Here is a 13,626-nt window from a genome sequence, read left to right as displayed (position 1 = left end):
AGATGACGTCGTCAGCGACACCGAAGTTCTCCGTCTTCACCCCCACCCACCGACCGCGCTTCCTGGACGACTGCCTCGCGAGTCTGCAGGCGCAGACCTGCCCGGACTGGGAGTGGGTGGTGCTGCTCAACAACGGTGCGCGGTGGCGCCCGGAACACCCCGACGACCGGGTCCGGGTGGAAGTCTCGGACGATCTCAGGGGCGTCGGAGCGGCCAAGCGCCGAGCCTGCGAACTCGCGCGCGGCGAGATCCTGGTCGAGCTCGACCATGACGATCTCCTGGCCAGGGACTGCCTGGCGGAGCTGGCGAGAGCCTTCGACGCGAACCCCGAGGCCGTCCTCGTCTACAGCAACACCGCCCAGATCACCGAGGACGGCGGCCGGGACGACACGCGTTTCAACGCGGAGCACGGCTGGCAGTACGAGGAGGTGGACGTCGACGGTCGCCGGTTCCTGCAGGCGATCTCCATGGCGCCCACGCCGCACAACGTGTCGTACATCTGGTACGCCCCCAACCACGTACGGGCGTTCCGCAGGGACGTGTACCAGCAGGTCGGCGGGTACGACGCGACCCGTACGGTGCTGGACGACCAGGACCTGATGTGCCGTCTCTTCCAGGCGGGCGACTTCCACCACATCCCGCGCTGTCTGTACCTGCAGCGGATGCACGCCGCCAACACCCAGCGCGACGAGGAGGTCAACGCGCACATCCAGCGGGAGACCGTCGCGCTGTACGACAAGTACGTGGAGGCCAACGCGCTCGCCTGGACGAAGCGGCGCGGACTGCTCGCGCTGGACCTGGGCGCGGCGCACCGCAAGCCGGCCGGCTATCTGGGGGTGGACCAGTACCCGGGGGACGGTGTCGACATCGTCGCGAAGCTGCCGGACCGGCTGGACCTGCCGGACGACTCGGTCGGTCTGGTCCGCGCGGTGGACTTCCTGGAGCACGTGCCGGCGAAGATTCCGTTGATCAACGAGTTGTACCGCCTGCTGGCACCGGGTGGCATGCTGCTCACGCTGACGCCGAGCGCCGACGGGCGTGGGGCGTACCAGGATCCGACGCATGTCGCGTTCTACAACGAGAACTCCTTCTGGTACTACACCGATGACCAGTACCGGGTCTTCGTGCCGGAGATCCAGGCCCGGTTCCAGAATTCACGGTTGGTCACCTACTACCCGACGGAGTGGCACTCCAGGAACAACATCTCCTACGTACTGGCCAATCTGATCGCGATGAAGAACGGCGCCGAGCGGTGCGGCGGGCTCCTGTTGGTGTGATCCCCTGAGCGGGGCGACGTTCCGAGGCGGCGGGGACCCGTGGGGCGGCCGGTGCACGCACCCGGTCCCCGCGCCGTGCCGAGGGCGCCGTGCCGGTCGACCGTTCCGCGGAGCCACCGGTCGCCGGTCCGGCGGATTTTCTGACCCGCCGTGCGCGGGAGGCTTGCGCTGCCCGGTAAACGGGCACCTTGAAGCTGGAGGCGGCCGATGCGTCGGACCCCACGCCGGCGCTGTCACCGGCCGCCTCCCAGCGCGTCCCCTGGCCGTCCTCGGCGCCGGGTCTTCTGATGCCCCGTCGACAGCCCCTGCCCACGCCGCCCCCGGAGCCGGTGTGGGTCGTCTCCGTCCACCGTCTGTCAGCACCGGGAGCCCGCAGCATGATCGACCACCAACCCCAACCCGGGGACATCGGACTCACCACCATCACCGGCGCCGTCGGCCGGGCGATACGCGTCGGCCAGTGGCTCAACCGCGACGGCTTCGCCAACTACGAGCACGCGTTCGTCGTACTCGACGACGAGACCCTGATCGAGGCCGAGCCCGGCGGCGCCGTGATCCGCCCGCTGACCGAGTACCAGGACCGTCATGTGCTCTATGCGTCACCAGAGTTGACTCCGGAGCAGCGGGACCGGATAGTCCGGCGGGCTCGCCGGATGGTCGGCGTGCCGTACAGCTTCCTCGACTACGCGGCACTGGCCGCGCACCGTTTCCGGCTGCCCGTTCCCGGGCTGCGTCGCTACGTGGCCGCCACCGGCCACATGATCTGCTCCCAGCTCGCGGACGCGGCCTACCGGGAGGCCGGAGTGATCCTTTTCGGTGACGGCCGCTGGCCCGGCTACGTCACCCCGGCCGACCTCTACGACCTGCTCGGGCGGGGCGGGCGGCAGGGATCCGCTCAACACCTTTCCGACCAGGTTGGCCCTGACCAGGACCGCCAGTAGAGTGCGGGGTATGTCTGGGGATCTGGTACCGGGGGATGGCGGTCTGCGGGCCTCGCACGAGGATCGTGATCGCGTTGTGGAGCGTTTGCGGGTCGCGGCGGGCGATGGCCGGCTGACCGCCGAGGAGCTGGAGGAGCGCCTCGACGTGGCGCTGAACGCGCGCACGTACGGCGAGTTGGAGGTGCTGCTCACCGACCTGCCCGCCGAGCAGGTCGCCCCGGGCCAGCTGCCGGTGGCTCCGGCCAAGGAACTGGTGCGCCTGCAGGCACGGGGCGGCAACATCAACCGGGTCGGGCCGTGGGTGGTGCCGCGTCGCATCGAACTGGAGGTGCGCGGCGGCAACGCCCGACTGGACTTCACCCAGGCCCAGTTCGCCGGCTCGACGTTGGACCTGGCCATCGCGCTGCGGGGTGGCAATCTGCATCTGGTCGTGCCGCCGGAGGTGGCGGTGGACGTGGACAGCGTCTCGACGCGCGGCGGCAACGTCCGCCAGCTGGTCCGTCGCGATCCGCAGGCCGCGCCGGTGCCGATCCGGCTGCTGGTGACCCTCTCGGGTGAGGTCACCGGCGGCAACGTGATCGTGCGCGGTCCGCGTCGCGGTTTCTGGGCCCGGCTGTTCGGCCGCTAGGGGCCTGTCCCGAAGCGAGGTCCCGCACCCGCCGTCTCGTTCACGCCGACGGCCGAACCGGCGGCGCGGGCACGGGCAACAGCGGTTCCGGCCGTCAGGTCGAGCCGTCCCGTCACGGTTGGGGCGGCCACTTCAGGTCTCCGGTGTTCAGGTTCTTCCTGGTGGACGAGCCCTCCACCGGAGACCTCGCTTGCTTCACGATCACGACACGCGCGTGACACCGGACCGCGAGGTGGACCCCGGGTGCCTGCTGCCGAGGCGTGACCGACGAGCGTCAGAGCGGGTTGAGGCGGGCCTTGAGCAGGCAGAACTCATTGCCCTCGGGGTCGACCAGGACGTGCCACTGCTCCTGCCCTGTCTGGCCGATGTCGGCCGGGCGCGCACCGAGCCGCAGAAGGCGTTCGAGCTCGGCGTCCTGATCGCGGTCGGTGGCGTTGACGTCGATGTGCAGCCGGGACTTCCCCCGCTCCGGTTCGTCCCTGGGACTGAGGATGATCGTCGGTTGCGGACCACCGAAACCTTCGCGCGACCCGATCTCCACCGAGCCGTCGCCCGGGCGATCGAGCACGACGAAGTCCAGGACCTCGCACCAGAACCGCGCCAGCACCTCAGCGTCGCGGCAACCGAGCACGAGTTCACTGATACGACATGCCATGACGAAACCCGCTCTCAGCCTGGGAACTGGCGGGGAGGCCTCATGGGCTCCCGGCAGTGAGGACAACCCTGCGACCGTACCGGACGAGGCGGGCACGGGCGAGGTGTTTTCGGGGTCGACCCCGGCCGGACAGCCGGGCAAGGCCGTCGGCCGCGCGGTGGGGAAGCCGAGCTCGGGACACGACCTGGGCCGGCACAGTCGGATCGGTGCCGGCCGCAGGTGCGCCGTCGCCCCGTCGCGCAGGTGGATGGTGCGGTGGCCAGCCGGGTGAGGGTGGGCCGGTGAGTGGTCATCACGACGGACGGTGCCCCGGCGGCCGTCCCGGTGGGGCGTCAGCTCGGGTCGGTGTCGACCGGCAGGCGGATCGGGCGCAGCAGGGCCCAGCCGGCGAAGGCGGCGGCGACCAGGAGCTGCGCGATGCCGGCCCACAGGTTGATGTTGCCGCCGTCGGCCCTGGCCAGTTCGGCGGGGGAGGTGAAGGCGGCGCCCAGGACGGTCAGGACGGTGCCGTAGAGGGCGAACAGCAGGGCCAGGATCCAGCGCAGGTCGAACAGTCCCGCGGTGCGGCGTGGCGACCGGGTGTCGGATGCGGTCATCGGTGAACCTCCTTACCAGAAGAGGACGTTGAGGACGCATGCCAGTGCCAGCGCCCCCACCGCCAGCACGCCCGGGCGCCGGTACCAGCCGCCCTCGCCGATCCCGACAGCACCCACCGCGGTTCCGTCGCGCGTCGCCTGCGGGGTCAAGGACCAGACCAGGCCGACCAGTTCACTCTCCACCCGAGGCCTGGTGACCAGCGAGAGTGCGACGCTGACGGCGATGTCGCAGACGAACGCCGCGCTCGCCGCGACGAAGCTGGGCCCCTGCCCCGACAGGCGCAGCACGTGGTGCCGGCTCAGCTGGTCCACGGTGAACGCCGCCGCCGTCCCCGTGATCAGCCCCACCCCGCCGGCCGCCGGTGTCATCCGCTTCCAGAACATGCCCAGCAGGAAGGTCGCGAACAGCGGTGCGTTGAAGAAGGAGAACAGCGTCTGCAGGTAGTCCATGATGTTGTCGTAGCCGCTGGCGATGAACGCCGTTCCGATCGCCACCGCACACCCCAGCACCGTCACCACCCGTCCCACCCGCAGGTAGTAGGCGTCCTCCCGGTCGCGTACCACGTAGGTCTGCCAGAGGTCGTAGGTGAACACGGTGTTGAAGGAGGAGACGTTGGCCGCCATCCCCGCCATGAATGCGGCCAGCAGCCCGGTGATCGCCACGCCCAGCATCCCGCTGGGCAGTAACTGCCCGATCAGCAGCTCGATCGCGTTGTTGTACGTCACCCCGTTCGCCAGCGTGCCGCCGCTGGCCTTGTACGCAGCCAGCGACGGTGAGAGGACCGCCGCCAGCATCCCCGGGATCACGATCACCAGCGCGATCAGCGCCTTCGGGTAGGCGCCGATCAGCGGAGTGCGCCGGGCCGCCGACATGTCGCGTGCCGCCAGCGCCCGTTGCACCTCGGCGAAGTTGGTCGTCCAGTACCCGAAGGAGAGCACGAAGCCCAGCCCGAACACGATTCCCAACACCGACAGTGTCGCGTTCGTGATCCCGGTCAGGTTGCCGCCCGGCCACGCCTGCAGCTGCGCGCCCGCCCCCGCGCCCGTCGCCTCGATCGACCGGGTCAACCCGGCCCAGCCGCCGGCCTTGTGCAGGCCCACCACGGTGATCGGCACCAGCATCGCCACGATCACGAAGAACTGCATCACCTCGTTGTACACGGCCGCCAGCAGGCCGCCGAGTGCGGTGTAGGCGAGCACGATCAGCGCGGCCACCACGATCGAGACCCACAGCGGCCAGCCGAGCAGCAGGTTCACCACGGTCGCCAGCGCGTACAGGTTCACCCCGGCGATCAGCACCTGCGCGAGCGCGAAGCTCAGCCCGTTCACCAGGTGCGCGAACGGCCCGAACCGGCGCAGCAGGAACTCCGGCACGCTGCGCACCTTCGAGCCGTAGTAGAACGGCATCATCACCAGCCCGAGGAAGACCATGGCCGGGATCGCGCCGATCCAGTAGTAGTGCACGGTGGGGATGCCGAACTCGGCGCCGTTGGCGGTCATTCCGAAGATCTCGACGGCACCCAGGTTCGCGGAGATGAACGCCAGTCCCGTCACCCAGGCCGGCAGTGACCGTCCCGACAGGAAGAAGTCGAGGCTGGAGGAGACCGAGCGGCGGGCGAGGGTGCCGATGCCCAGGACCATCACGAAGTAGACGGCCAGCAGGGCGTAGTCGATGGGCTGGGCGTTCAGCCGCAGGTCGGCGGCGGCACTCAACTGCACCTGGGTTCCCTCCCGCCGCGCCCGGGCGCGCTCGCCGTGGTGGCCGCGTCGGCGCGGCCTGGGCCGGCCGTCAAAGGGGCGGCCCGCGTGCCGGCATGCCCGCGCCCCGCCCGGGGAGACCGGGGCGCGGGGGCCTTCCGGCACAGGGGATGCTCGCACGCCGCCGCCGGCGCCCAGCCGCTCGCGCGGCCCTTGCTCACCCGGCCGGGGGAGTGGCGGGAGCGGCCGCGCCGCCGAACGGCCGATGTCGTCCCAGATGCTTGGCGCTCTCAATTATTCAGGTCGCGGTCGTTCGCGTTGCTCGGGGACCTCAGCCATCGAGATTTTCGCGGCGCCTTCGCCGAGTACTTCGCCGCGCCCGTCGGGTACGAGGAGGGCTTGATCGAGCGTGTGCGTGCACACGCACTGGGTGGCGTGGACGCCGTGCTCGACCTCGTCGGCGGCAGGCGCTGACCGACTCCCCGCAGCTGCTGGCCTCGATCGCGGACGACGCGGTCCTCGGGCTCGGCGGGCGCTTCGTCTTCGTGCGGCGCGACGCGGCTGATCTGGCCGCGCTCGGGGAGCCGGCGGACGCCACCCACCGGCTCGCACCTTTCGATGGCGCGAAGCGTGGGGTGTCTGTCGTTGACGCCATCCGGCACCGGACCGCACGGTGGAGGGGTGGAGCAGCGCCGCATCGTCTTCGTGATCTTCGAGGGTTTCCAGCCCCTCGACCTCTCCGGTCCGTACGAGGTCTTCCAGCACGCCCACCGGCTCACCGGCGGGTACACCTGCCAGATCGTGGCACCGCAGCCGGGCCTGGTGCGCTCCGGCAGCGGCCTCTCGGTGCACGCTCCCCACGGCGTGGCCGATCTCGACCCCACCGGGATCGACACGGTGGTGGTGGCCGGCGGCGGCGGAGTCGACCGAGTCCGGCACGATCCGGCGCTGACGGACTGGATCGCCGCCGCCGGAGCCACCGCCCGGCGCGTCACCTCGGTCTGCAGCGGGGTGTTCCTGCTGGCCGCCGCCGGACTGCTCCGCGGACGCAGGGTGACCACCCACTGGGCGCGCGAGCAGCAGCTCATGCGGGAGCACCCCGAACTGGTCGTCGACTGCGATCCGATCTTCCTCAGGGACGGGCGGGTGTGGACGTCGGCCGGGGTGACGGCGGGGATGGACCTGGCACTCGCCCTGGTCGAGGACGACCTGGGCCGGACCGTCGCCCACGCCATCGCGCAGGAGATGGTGCTGTTTCTGCGCCGCCCCGGCAGCCAGTCGCAGTTCAGCGTGCCGTTGTGGTCCACGCAGCCGACCACCGACCCCATCCGTGCCGTGGTGGCGGCGATCCACACCGATCCCGGTGCCCGGCACGGCATCACCGACCTCGCCGGGTACGCCGGGCTGAGCCCCCGCCATCTCCAGCGCAGGTTCACGGCCGAGCTCGGCGTCCCGCCCGCGGCGTACGTCGAGGGCGTCCGCCTCGAGGCCGCCAAGCGGGCACTCGCCGAGGGCGACCATCCCGTCGAGACCATCGCGCATCGGTACGGCTTCGGCACCGCGGAGACGCTGCGCCGCGCCTTCCACCGGCGACTGGGTGTCGCACCGTCCGACTACCGCGACCGATTCCGATCCACCAGGGAGTACCTGTGACCACTTACGGTCTACTGATCTTTGACGGAGCAGAGGAACTGGACTTCACCGGGCCGTGGGAGGTGTTCACCGCCTCCTCGATGCTGCGCGACCACGCCGACACCGTGCTGCTCATCGCCGAACGCCCCGACGCCGTCCGCTGCAACAAGGGCATGCGGGTCCTGCCGGACCACACCCTGGACGACCACCCTCCGCTGGACGTCCTGCTGGTCCCGGGCGGCAACGGGTCCCGCCGCGAGGTGTCCAACCCCGCGCTCATCGACTGGATCCGCGAGACCGCCGCCGGCGCCGTCTGGACCACCAGCGTGTGCACCGGCGCCCTGCTGCTGCACGAGGCGGGCCCGGCCCGTGGTCGCAGGGTGGCGACCCACCACCTGTTCGAGGGCACCCTGGAGGCCCGGGGTGACGTCACCGTGGTCCGCGACGCCCGCTACGTCGTCGACGGGAACCTGGTCACCAGTCAGGGCGTCTCGGCCGGAATCGACATGGCCCTGTGGCTCGTCGGCCGCCTGCACGGCCGTGACCACGCCCGCGCCGTCCGGCGGTACATCCAGTACGAGCCCGCCCCGCCCTACCTCGCCGACGAGCCGGTCGCCGGTTAACCCGACCCGGGCGGGCGCCCGGCACGGGAGGCGACGTCGCCCCGATCGGCGTTCCGTCGGCGGTGTGCCCCACGCCCGGGGCGCACCGGACCGCACTGAAACCGCTGCCGAGAGTTATCTACTGACTACTCTCAGGATATGACCGCACCCGCAGACTCCGGTCCGAGAGTCCGGATCCTCCCCTCGGTGCCCGCCGCGCGGCGCCTGCCCTCCGTGCTGGCCTTCGTCGCCAGCATCGGCGTCTTCGTCACTTCCCTGCGCCCGCTGCCCGCCGGCTGGCTCGTCGCCCTCGCCTGCGCCTGGCTGCTCGCCGTCGCGGCGGGGGCGACGGCGCCCCGGCGCGGGCCGCTGATCCTGACCGTGCTCGCCGCCGTGGCGAAGGTGGCCACCGTGGTGCTGGTGGTCCGGGCGGTCGCCCATCCCCACGGGCGGCTCGGCCCGCACACCGCGTTGGCCTGGGTTTCGCTCGGCGTGCTGAACGTGGCCACCGGGTTGTGGCTGCTCACCGTGATCCGGCGGCGGGTCCGATGACGGCGGCCACCGCTCGCACGGGCGGCCGGGCCCGGCCCGCGGGGCTCCGCCGACCGTGTGTGCCAGCTCGCCCGTTGCACCGCCCGTGCGGCCGGTGCAACGGGCTGGGGGGCGCGAGCCTCACTCGGGGCGTGCGCGGCCCGGGTCGTGCTTCGGCCCGGTGGCCGGACCGTGCACGGTCGCTCTGTCGGCGGCGTTGATGCGCGCCACGCGGGCCCGCAGCACCTCCGATCGGTCCGCCGGGCGCACCTCGTCGGGCCCGCGCTGCCACTCGATGCCGCCGGCGGGTGGACGGATGTAGAGCTTCCCGTCGCGGAAGTCCATGACGATCATCGTGCGGCGGGTCTTCATGTCGACCACGAACGTCCCCGTGCTGGGGACCTTCGCCGGTACGTCGCTCACTTGGTCAACTCCGCCCGCGCGACGGGGGGTTCGGCCTCCCGAGGGGGCACGACCTCGCCCTGGATGATGTGGCCGGCGCAGTGCGCGTGGGCTTCGATGTGCTCGGCGTAGGCGCGGAGGGTTCTGGCGCTGCACCCGCCGATCTCGATGTGGGCGCCCTCGCGGGTGCTGGTGATCCGGCGCAGCTCCAGTCCCACCAGGGGTGGCAGGAGGGCCAGTTGCTGGGCGTGCTCGAAGGCGGCCGCTGCCGCTTCGGCCTCTGTGCGATGGTCCAGGGCCTGCCGATGCTCGGCGTCGTCCGGGACAAGGTGTCCAGGGCTCACCAGACACTCCTCTCTGTAGTCGTCTCACTACCAAGTGTTGACGCTCGGGGCTACGATCGGAACAACTTCAACTGGACAGTCGATCTGTGTAGCTGGTGAACCATGGTTAATCTGCGGAACATTGACCCCACGTCATCACCGCTCGCGGCGTTCGGCGTGCAGCTTCGCCGGTCCCGGGAAGCAAGGAGACTGACGCAGGTGGAACTCGGGAAGCTGATCAGGTACAGCGCTTCCCTCATCTCCCACGTCGAGCGCGCCGAGCGCACCCCGCCCCGGAGACTCGCGACGCGTGCCGACGAAGCTCTGGTGACCGGTGGCACGCTCGAACTGATGTGGTGGAACCTCAAGCACACCGCGCTGATCGACGGTTTTCCGGAGTTCGCGAGCCACGAGGCGCTCGCCGAGGAGATCAGGATGTTCGAGGTCGGCGTGCTCCCAGGTCTGCTGCAGACCGAGGAGTACGCGTCAGCGCTCTTCGAGTCAGTCGTCCGGCGAGGACACATCACTCCGCAGCAGGCTGCGGAGCGTCTGCGTGTCCGGCTGGCTCGGCAGCAACTGCTGGACCGCAGCCCCGCGCCGCGCGTTCACGTGATCCTTGACGAGAGCTGTCTGCGTCGTATGGTTGGCGGCCCGATCATTCTGGCCAGGCAACTGCGGGATCTCGAACGCTTCTACCGGCGGCCGAACTTCGTCCTTCAGGTCGCGCCGTTCGCGCTGGGCGAGCGGGTGCCGTTCACCAAGGCCGTGACGCTCATGACACTGCCGGAAGGCAAACTGGGCTACACGGAAACGATGGACCGCGGTCTCCTGGAACGTGAGGGGGCAACCCTTGCCGCTTGGTCAAGGGACTACGATCTCCTCCGGGTTGACGCGCTGTCACAGGCTGACTCCATGGCACTGATTCGTGCGACGTGGAAGGAACTACTGAACATGGCCCCTGTCGATCTCCCCAGCGCATCGTGGCTCAAGTCCTCCTACAGCGACGGGGGTGGCGGCCAGTGCATCGAGGTCGCGCGCGGTTACGCGGACGTCATGCCGGTTCGTGACTCCAAGGACCCGGAGGGACCCGCCCTCGTGTTCCCCGCTGCCTCCTTCTCCGCGTTCGTCGCCGGGGTCAAGGCCGGTCGCTTCGGTACGGCCTGATCCCTCCCGCCCACCCAGCCTCGGTGCCACTCACAGGGGCTGGGTGCACCGCGCCGACCGCCCTGGTTCGCCGAGTTGCTTGACCACGCGGTGAAGAGGCCGGTGGGTCGGGCCGTAAGCTGACTCGGATGAGGAGACACATCGCGTTCGAGCGGCTGCACAACTTCCGGGACCTGGGCGGCAATCGGGCCGCCGATGGTCGAACGGTCCGCTGGGGGCGGCTCTTTCGCTCCGACTCGCTGGGCAAGTTGCAGGGCCGGGACTGGGATCGCTTCCTCGCCCTGGGTGTCCGCACCGTGATCGATCTCCGGTATCCCTGGGAGACCGAACGCAGCGGACGCGTTCCGCAGCGGCAGCAGCTGGCCTACCACAACCTGAGCATCGAGCACCGGCCGTACGACCAGGCGGGATTGGGCCCGGAGGTCGAGCCCGCGCGCTTCCTGGCTGACAAGTACACCGAGGTCGCCCACGACGGCGTCAAGGAGCTCCGGCACGCCTTGGAGATCATCGCCGCCGACACCGCCCCGCTGGTGTTCCACTGCCACTCCGGCAAGGACCGCACCGGCCTGTTGGCCATGCTGGTCCTCGCCCTGGTCGGGGTGGACGAGGACGACATCGTCGCCGACTTCACGCTGACCGGGCTGGCCACCGAACGCATCATCGCCGAGTGGCACGCCAGCTACCCCCACCTGACCCTCAGCTGGCCCGCCTACGGCCATGCCCCCGCCGAGATCATGCGACTCTTCCTGGCCGACCTGACCGCCCGGTACGGTTCGGTGCACGGCTACGCCGCCGAACAACTCGGCGTCGACGAGGACCTGGTGGCGGGGCTTCGCAGGCAACTGCTGCAGCCCTGAGTCCGTCCCGGCGCGGGCCACCCCGGGACGGCCCCGGCCGGTCGCGGCAGTCGCTCACCGGCCGGGGTGAGGCGGGTGCCGTGACGGTCGTGAACCAGCAGCTGATCGCTCAACTCGCCTGCCGGTGAGTGGATCTGGCGTGACAACACCGATAGGACGATGCGGGGAAGCTGGGTGGCGCGGCCGAAGTTCAGCTGCTCGGCCCGGGCCATGAAGTGGCGGATCCTCCGCTGATCGAGGTCCGTCGGTTCCGCCTCGCCTCCCCATACCGGTGAAGTGTGGCAACTGGCGGAAGAGGTCTTGGACGCGCCGCGGCGTGGCGGCCGATCCTTGAGGTGTGCCGCCCGACGGCGGCGAGAACAGCACACCACCAGGAGCTCCCGCATGACCACCACCCCCGCCCAGGCCCCCGTCGCGGCGGCCGGCACGCCCTCCCTCGCCGACCGGCACGTTGTCGTGATCGGCGGCACCTCCGGCATCGGCCTGGCCACCGCCCACGCCGCGGCGGCGCACGGTGCGGCGATCACCGTCGTCTCCGCCCGTGAGAGCAGCGTCTCCCGCGCCTTGGCCGAGCTGCCGGAGGGCGCGCGGGGCCACACCGTGAACGTCCTCGACCAGGCGGCGCTGGGCGAGCTCTTCGATCGGATCGGTCCCTTCGACCACCTCGTCTACACGGCGGGCGAGGCGCTGCGCCTGCTGCCGATCGACGGGCTGGAGCTGGACGCGGTCCGCGACTTCCTGCAGACCCGCTACCTGGGCGCGCTGGCCACTGTCGCGGCCGCCGCCGGGCACCTGCGCGCCGGCGGCTCGATCACCCTGACCGGGGGCTCGGCCGGTGTGCGGCCGGGGCCGGGCTGGGCGGTGCCGGCGAGTCTGTGCGGCGCGATGGAGGCGCTCACCCGCGCGCTGGCCGTCGAACTCGCGCCGGTCCGGGTCAACCTGGTGCGGCCCGGACTGGTGCGCAGCTCGCTCTGGTCGGATCTGGACGAGGACGCCCGTGCGGAGCTCTACCGGGAGGGGACCGAGCAGACCCTGGTCGGGCACGTCGGCGAGGTGGCGGAGATCGCCCAGGCGTACCTGTACTGCATGACGCAGACCTACGCGACCGGCGCGGTCATCGCGGTGGACGGCGGCTCGGTGCTGGTGTGACCCGGCTCCGACGGGATCGCCTTCGGAGCCGGGCGTTGTCCACCGGTCTCACCTGGCGGGACGGGCGGCGGCGCGCCTTCCGTCCCGGTGGGATGTCGTGGACGATGGGGAGAATCAGTTCTGGTACGAAACGAAGGTCGGTCCCACCATGAGCCAGCACGTCCACGTCCGACTGCGTGCGGGACTCGGGGTGAGCGACGACGGGGAGCTGGTCGAGCAGTTCGCCTGTCGCTGCGGCGAGACCTGGATCAGGACGTACCAACTGGAAGCGGGTCCGCACGAGGAGTGACCGGCCGGTTCTGATGACGAACGCCCGCCCGGTGGCCGTGCCGCCGGGCGGGCTCGCCGTATCCGTCAGCAGGCACCTCGTGTCGACCGTCAGCTGCCGTGGGTGATCTCGATCTTGCGGCTGGGCTTCTCCATCTTGCTCATGGGTGCCTTGACGGTCAGGACGCCCCTGTCGTACGTGGCGGTGATCTCCGCCTCGCTCGCCCCCGCTGGCAGCTGGACACTGCGGGTGAACGAGCCGTAGCGGAACTCCGAGCGGTTGCCCTCCTTCTTCTCCTCGCTGCGTTCGGCGTGGATGGTCAGGACGCCGTCCTCGACGGTGATGTTGACGTCCCGGTCGGGGTCGATGCCCGGAAGCTCCGCCCTGACCTGGTACATCCCCTCTTCCTGCGACTCCTCGATCCGGATCATGTGCTCGTCCGAGGGCATCCGGAACTCCATGTTCTCGAACCACTCGGCCAGCGTCGGCCAGTGCGGCGTCAGCGGGAACCTTCTCAACAGATCGCCGGCCATGTCGGCCTCCTTGGTCGTGGGTTGTCCGGCTACTTCCAGGGTGCGCCGAGCGACGGCGTCCTGGCTCGGGCCCAACCGTCCGATCAGGACGGGTGGACGGGCGGGTGCGGAGTGCCACCAGGTCGTGGTGTTCGCGCACGGCAGTGGCTGCTCGCGGGGCGCAGTCGCTCAGGCACCTGGGTGTTTCCCCTGGTGCCTGGGTGGCTTGTAAGAGCGATGGTGGCCGTCGCGGTACGTCGCGTGCGGATGTCGTGTCTGGTCTGCTGTGCTGCCGTACAGGTGTATGGAATGGGGGTTCGGTTGCTGGTGAATCCCTGTGTGGCGGCTGGGACTTCCCGACTCGGTTCGGGCAGTGGCCTTGGTGGTTTGG

The 13,626-nt window shown here is 70.5% G+C and carries 17 protein-coding genes; 10 read left to right on the top strand and 7 right to left on the bottom strand.

Going from position 1 to position 13,626, the window contains the following annotated elements; translation table 11 throughout:
• The first annotated feature begins 2 nt into the window (after positions 1-2).
• The 3 genes from ACIGXM_RS11230 to ACIGXM_RS11220 all read left to right on the top strand — a co-directional run bounded on the left by ACIGXM_RS11230 (position 3) and on the right by ACIGXM_RS11220 (position 2,846).
• Positions 3-1,277, top strand: a complete 1,275-nt coding sequence (locus ACIGXM_RS11230; protein WP_396559329.1) for a glycosyltransferase — start codon at positions 3-5, stop codon at positions 1,275-1,277.
• A gap of 377 nt (positions 1,278-1,654) precedes the next feature.
• Complete coding sequence (locus ACIGXM_RS11225; protein ID WP_396559327.1) at positions 1,655-2,218, top strand: hypothetical protein; 564 nt, start codon at positions 1,655-1,657, stop codon at positions 2,216-2,218.
• 10 nt (positions 2,219-2,228) lie between these two features.
• Complete coding sequence (locus ACIGXM_RS11220) at positions 2,229-2,846, top strand: DUF1707 domain-containing protein (RefSeq protein WP_396559325.1); 618 nt, start codon at positions 2,229-2,231, stop codon at positions 2,844-2,846.
• Positions 2,847-3,120: 274 nt separating this feature from the next.
• On the opposite strand, the gene ACIGXM_RS11215 is transcribed toward ACIGXM_RS11220, so the two are convergent.
• The 3 genes from ACIGXM_RS11215 to ACIGXM_RS11205 form a co-directional block, all read right to left on the bottom strand.
• Entirely contained in the window at positions 3,121-3,501 is a 381-nt protein-coding gene (locus ACIGXM_RS11215) for a VOC family protein (protein WP_396559323.1), read from the bottom strand.
• A 332-nt stretch (positions 3,502-3,833) separates the two neighbouring features.
• Positions 3,834-4,097: a hypothetical protein gene (locus tag ACIGXM_RS11210; RefSeq protein ID WP_396559322.1), complete on the bottom strand. Its 264-nt coding sequence runs from the start codon at positions 4,095-4,097 to the stop codon at positions 3,834-3,836.
• Positions 4,098-4,109: 12 nt separating this feature from the next.
• Positions 4,110-5,816 (bottom strand): sodium:solute symporter family protein, encoded by a 1,707-nt coding sequence (locus tag ACIGXM_RS11205; protein WP_396559320.1) that lies wholly within the window; start codon positions 5,814-5,816, stop codon positions 4,110-4,112.
• A 660-nt stretch (positions 5,817-6,476) separates the two neighbouring features.
• On the opposite strand from ACIGXM_RS11205, the gene ACIGXM_RS11200 reads away from it, so the two are divergent.
• The 3 genes from ACIGXM_RS11200 (at position 6,477) to ACIGXM_RS11190 (ending at position 8,581) form a co-directional block, all read left to right on the top strand.
• A complete protein-coding gene (locus tag ACIGXM_RS11200; protein ID WP_396559318.1) occupies positions 6,477-7,448 on the top strand; it encodes a GlxA family transcriptional regulator in 972 nt (323 codons plus the stop codon).
• On the top strand, positions 7,445-8,050 hold the full coding sequence (locus ACIGXM_RS11195) for a DJ-1/PfpI family protein (protein WP_396559316.1): 606 nt from the start codon (positions 7,445-7,447) through the stop codon (positions 8,048-8,050). The genes ACIGXM_RS11200 and ACIGXM_RS11195 overlap by 4 nt, the downstream gene beginning before the upstream one ends.
• Before the next feature lie 138 nt (positions 8,051-8,188).
• The gene (locus ACIGXM_RS11190) at positions 8,189-8,581 is read left to right on the top strand and encodes a hypothetical protein (protein ID WP_396559314.1); all 393 of its coding nucleotides are present in this window, start codon (positions 8,189-8,191) and stop codon (positions 8,579-8,581) included.
• A 120-nt stretch (positions 8,582-8,701) separates the two neighbouring features.
• On the opposite strand, the gene ACIGXM_RS11185 is transcribed toward ACIGXM_RS11190, so the two are convergent.
• Positions 8,702-8,983 carry a hypothetical protein gene (locus ACIGXM_RS11185; RefSeq protein WP_396559312.1) on the bottom strand — a complete coding sequence of 94 codons (282 nt, stop codon included), beginning with the start codon at positions 8,981-8,983 and terminating at the stop codon, positions 8,702-8,704.
• Entirely contained in the window at positions 8,980-9,306 is a 327-nt protein-coding gene (locus ACIGXM_RS11180) for a hypothetical protein (protein WP_396559310.1), read from the bottom strand. Before ACIGXM_RS11180 ends, ACIGXM_RS11185 begins: the two co-directional genes overlap by 4 nt.
• A gap of 102 nt (positions 9,307-9,408) precedes the next feature.
• Between ACIGXM_RS11180 and ACIGXM_RS11175 the strand changes: the two genes are divergently transcribed.
• Both ACIGXM_RS11175 and ACIGXM_RS11170 read left to right on the top strand, forming a co-directional pair.
• Positions 9,409-10,449, top strand: coding sequence for a Scr1 family TA system antitoxin-like transcriptional regulator (locus tag ACIGXM_RS11175; RefSeq protein ID WP_396559308.1), 1,041 nt, complete (start codon positions 9,409-9,411; stop codon positions 10,447-10,449).
• A gap of 128 nt (positions 10,450-10,577) precedes the next feature.
• Complete coding sequence (locus ACIGXM_RS11170; RefSeq protein WP_396559306.1) at positions 10,578-11,306, top strand: tyrosine-protein phosphatase; 729 nt, start codon at positions 10,578-10,580, stop codon at positions 11,304-11,306.
• Here the strand turns inward: ACIGXM_RS11170 and ACIGXM_RS11165 are convergent.
• Positions 11,234-11,692, bottom strand: coding sequence for a LysR family transcriptional regulator (locus tag ACIGXM_RS11165; protein ID WP_396559304.1), 459 nt, complete (start codon positions 11,690-11,692; stop codon positions 11,234-11,236). The genes ACIGXM_RS11170 and ACIGXM_RS11165 overlap by 73 nt on opposite strands.
• Here ACIGXM_RS11165 and ACIGXM_RS11160 point away from each other — a divergent pair.
• On the top strand, positions 11,691-12,455 hold the full coding sequence (locus ACIGXM_RS11160; protein ID WP_396559302.1) for an SDR family oxidoreductase: 765 nt from the start codon (positions 11,691-11,693) through the stop codon (positions 12,453-12,455). The genes ACIGXM_RS11165 and ACIGXM_RS11160 overlap by 2 nt on opposite strands.
• Before the next feature lie 148 nt (positions 12,456-12,603).
• Complete coding sequence (locus tag ACIGXM_RS11155) at positions 12,604-12,744, top strand: hypothetical protein (protein WP_396559300.1); 141 nt, start codon at positions 12,604-12,606, stop codon at positions 12,742-12,744.
• 89 nt (positions 12,745-12,833) lie between these two features.
• On the opposite strand, the gene ACIGXM_RS11150 is transcribed toward ACIGXM_RS11155, so the two are convergent.
• Positions 12,834-13,256, bottom strand: a complete 423-nt coding sequence (locus ACIGXM_RS11150; protein WP_396559298.1) for an Hsp20/alpha crystallin family protein — start codon at positions 13,254-13,256, stop codon at positions 12,834-12,836.
• Between the last annotated feature and the right edge of the window lie 370 nt (positions 13,257-13,626).

Source organism: Kitasatospora sp. NPDC052896 (assembly GCF_044547075.1).
Lineage (GTDB): Bacteria > Actinomycetota > Actinomycetes > Streptomycetales > Streptomycetaceae > Kitasatospora.
The sequence above is the reverse complement of the archived record's forward strand: the minus strand, read 5'-3'. Positions and strand labels throughout refer to the sequence as shown.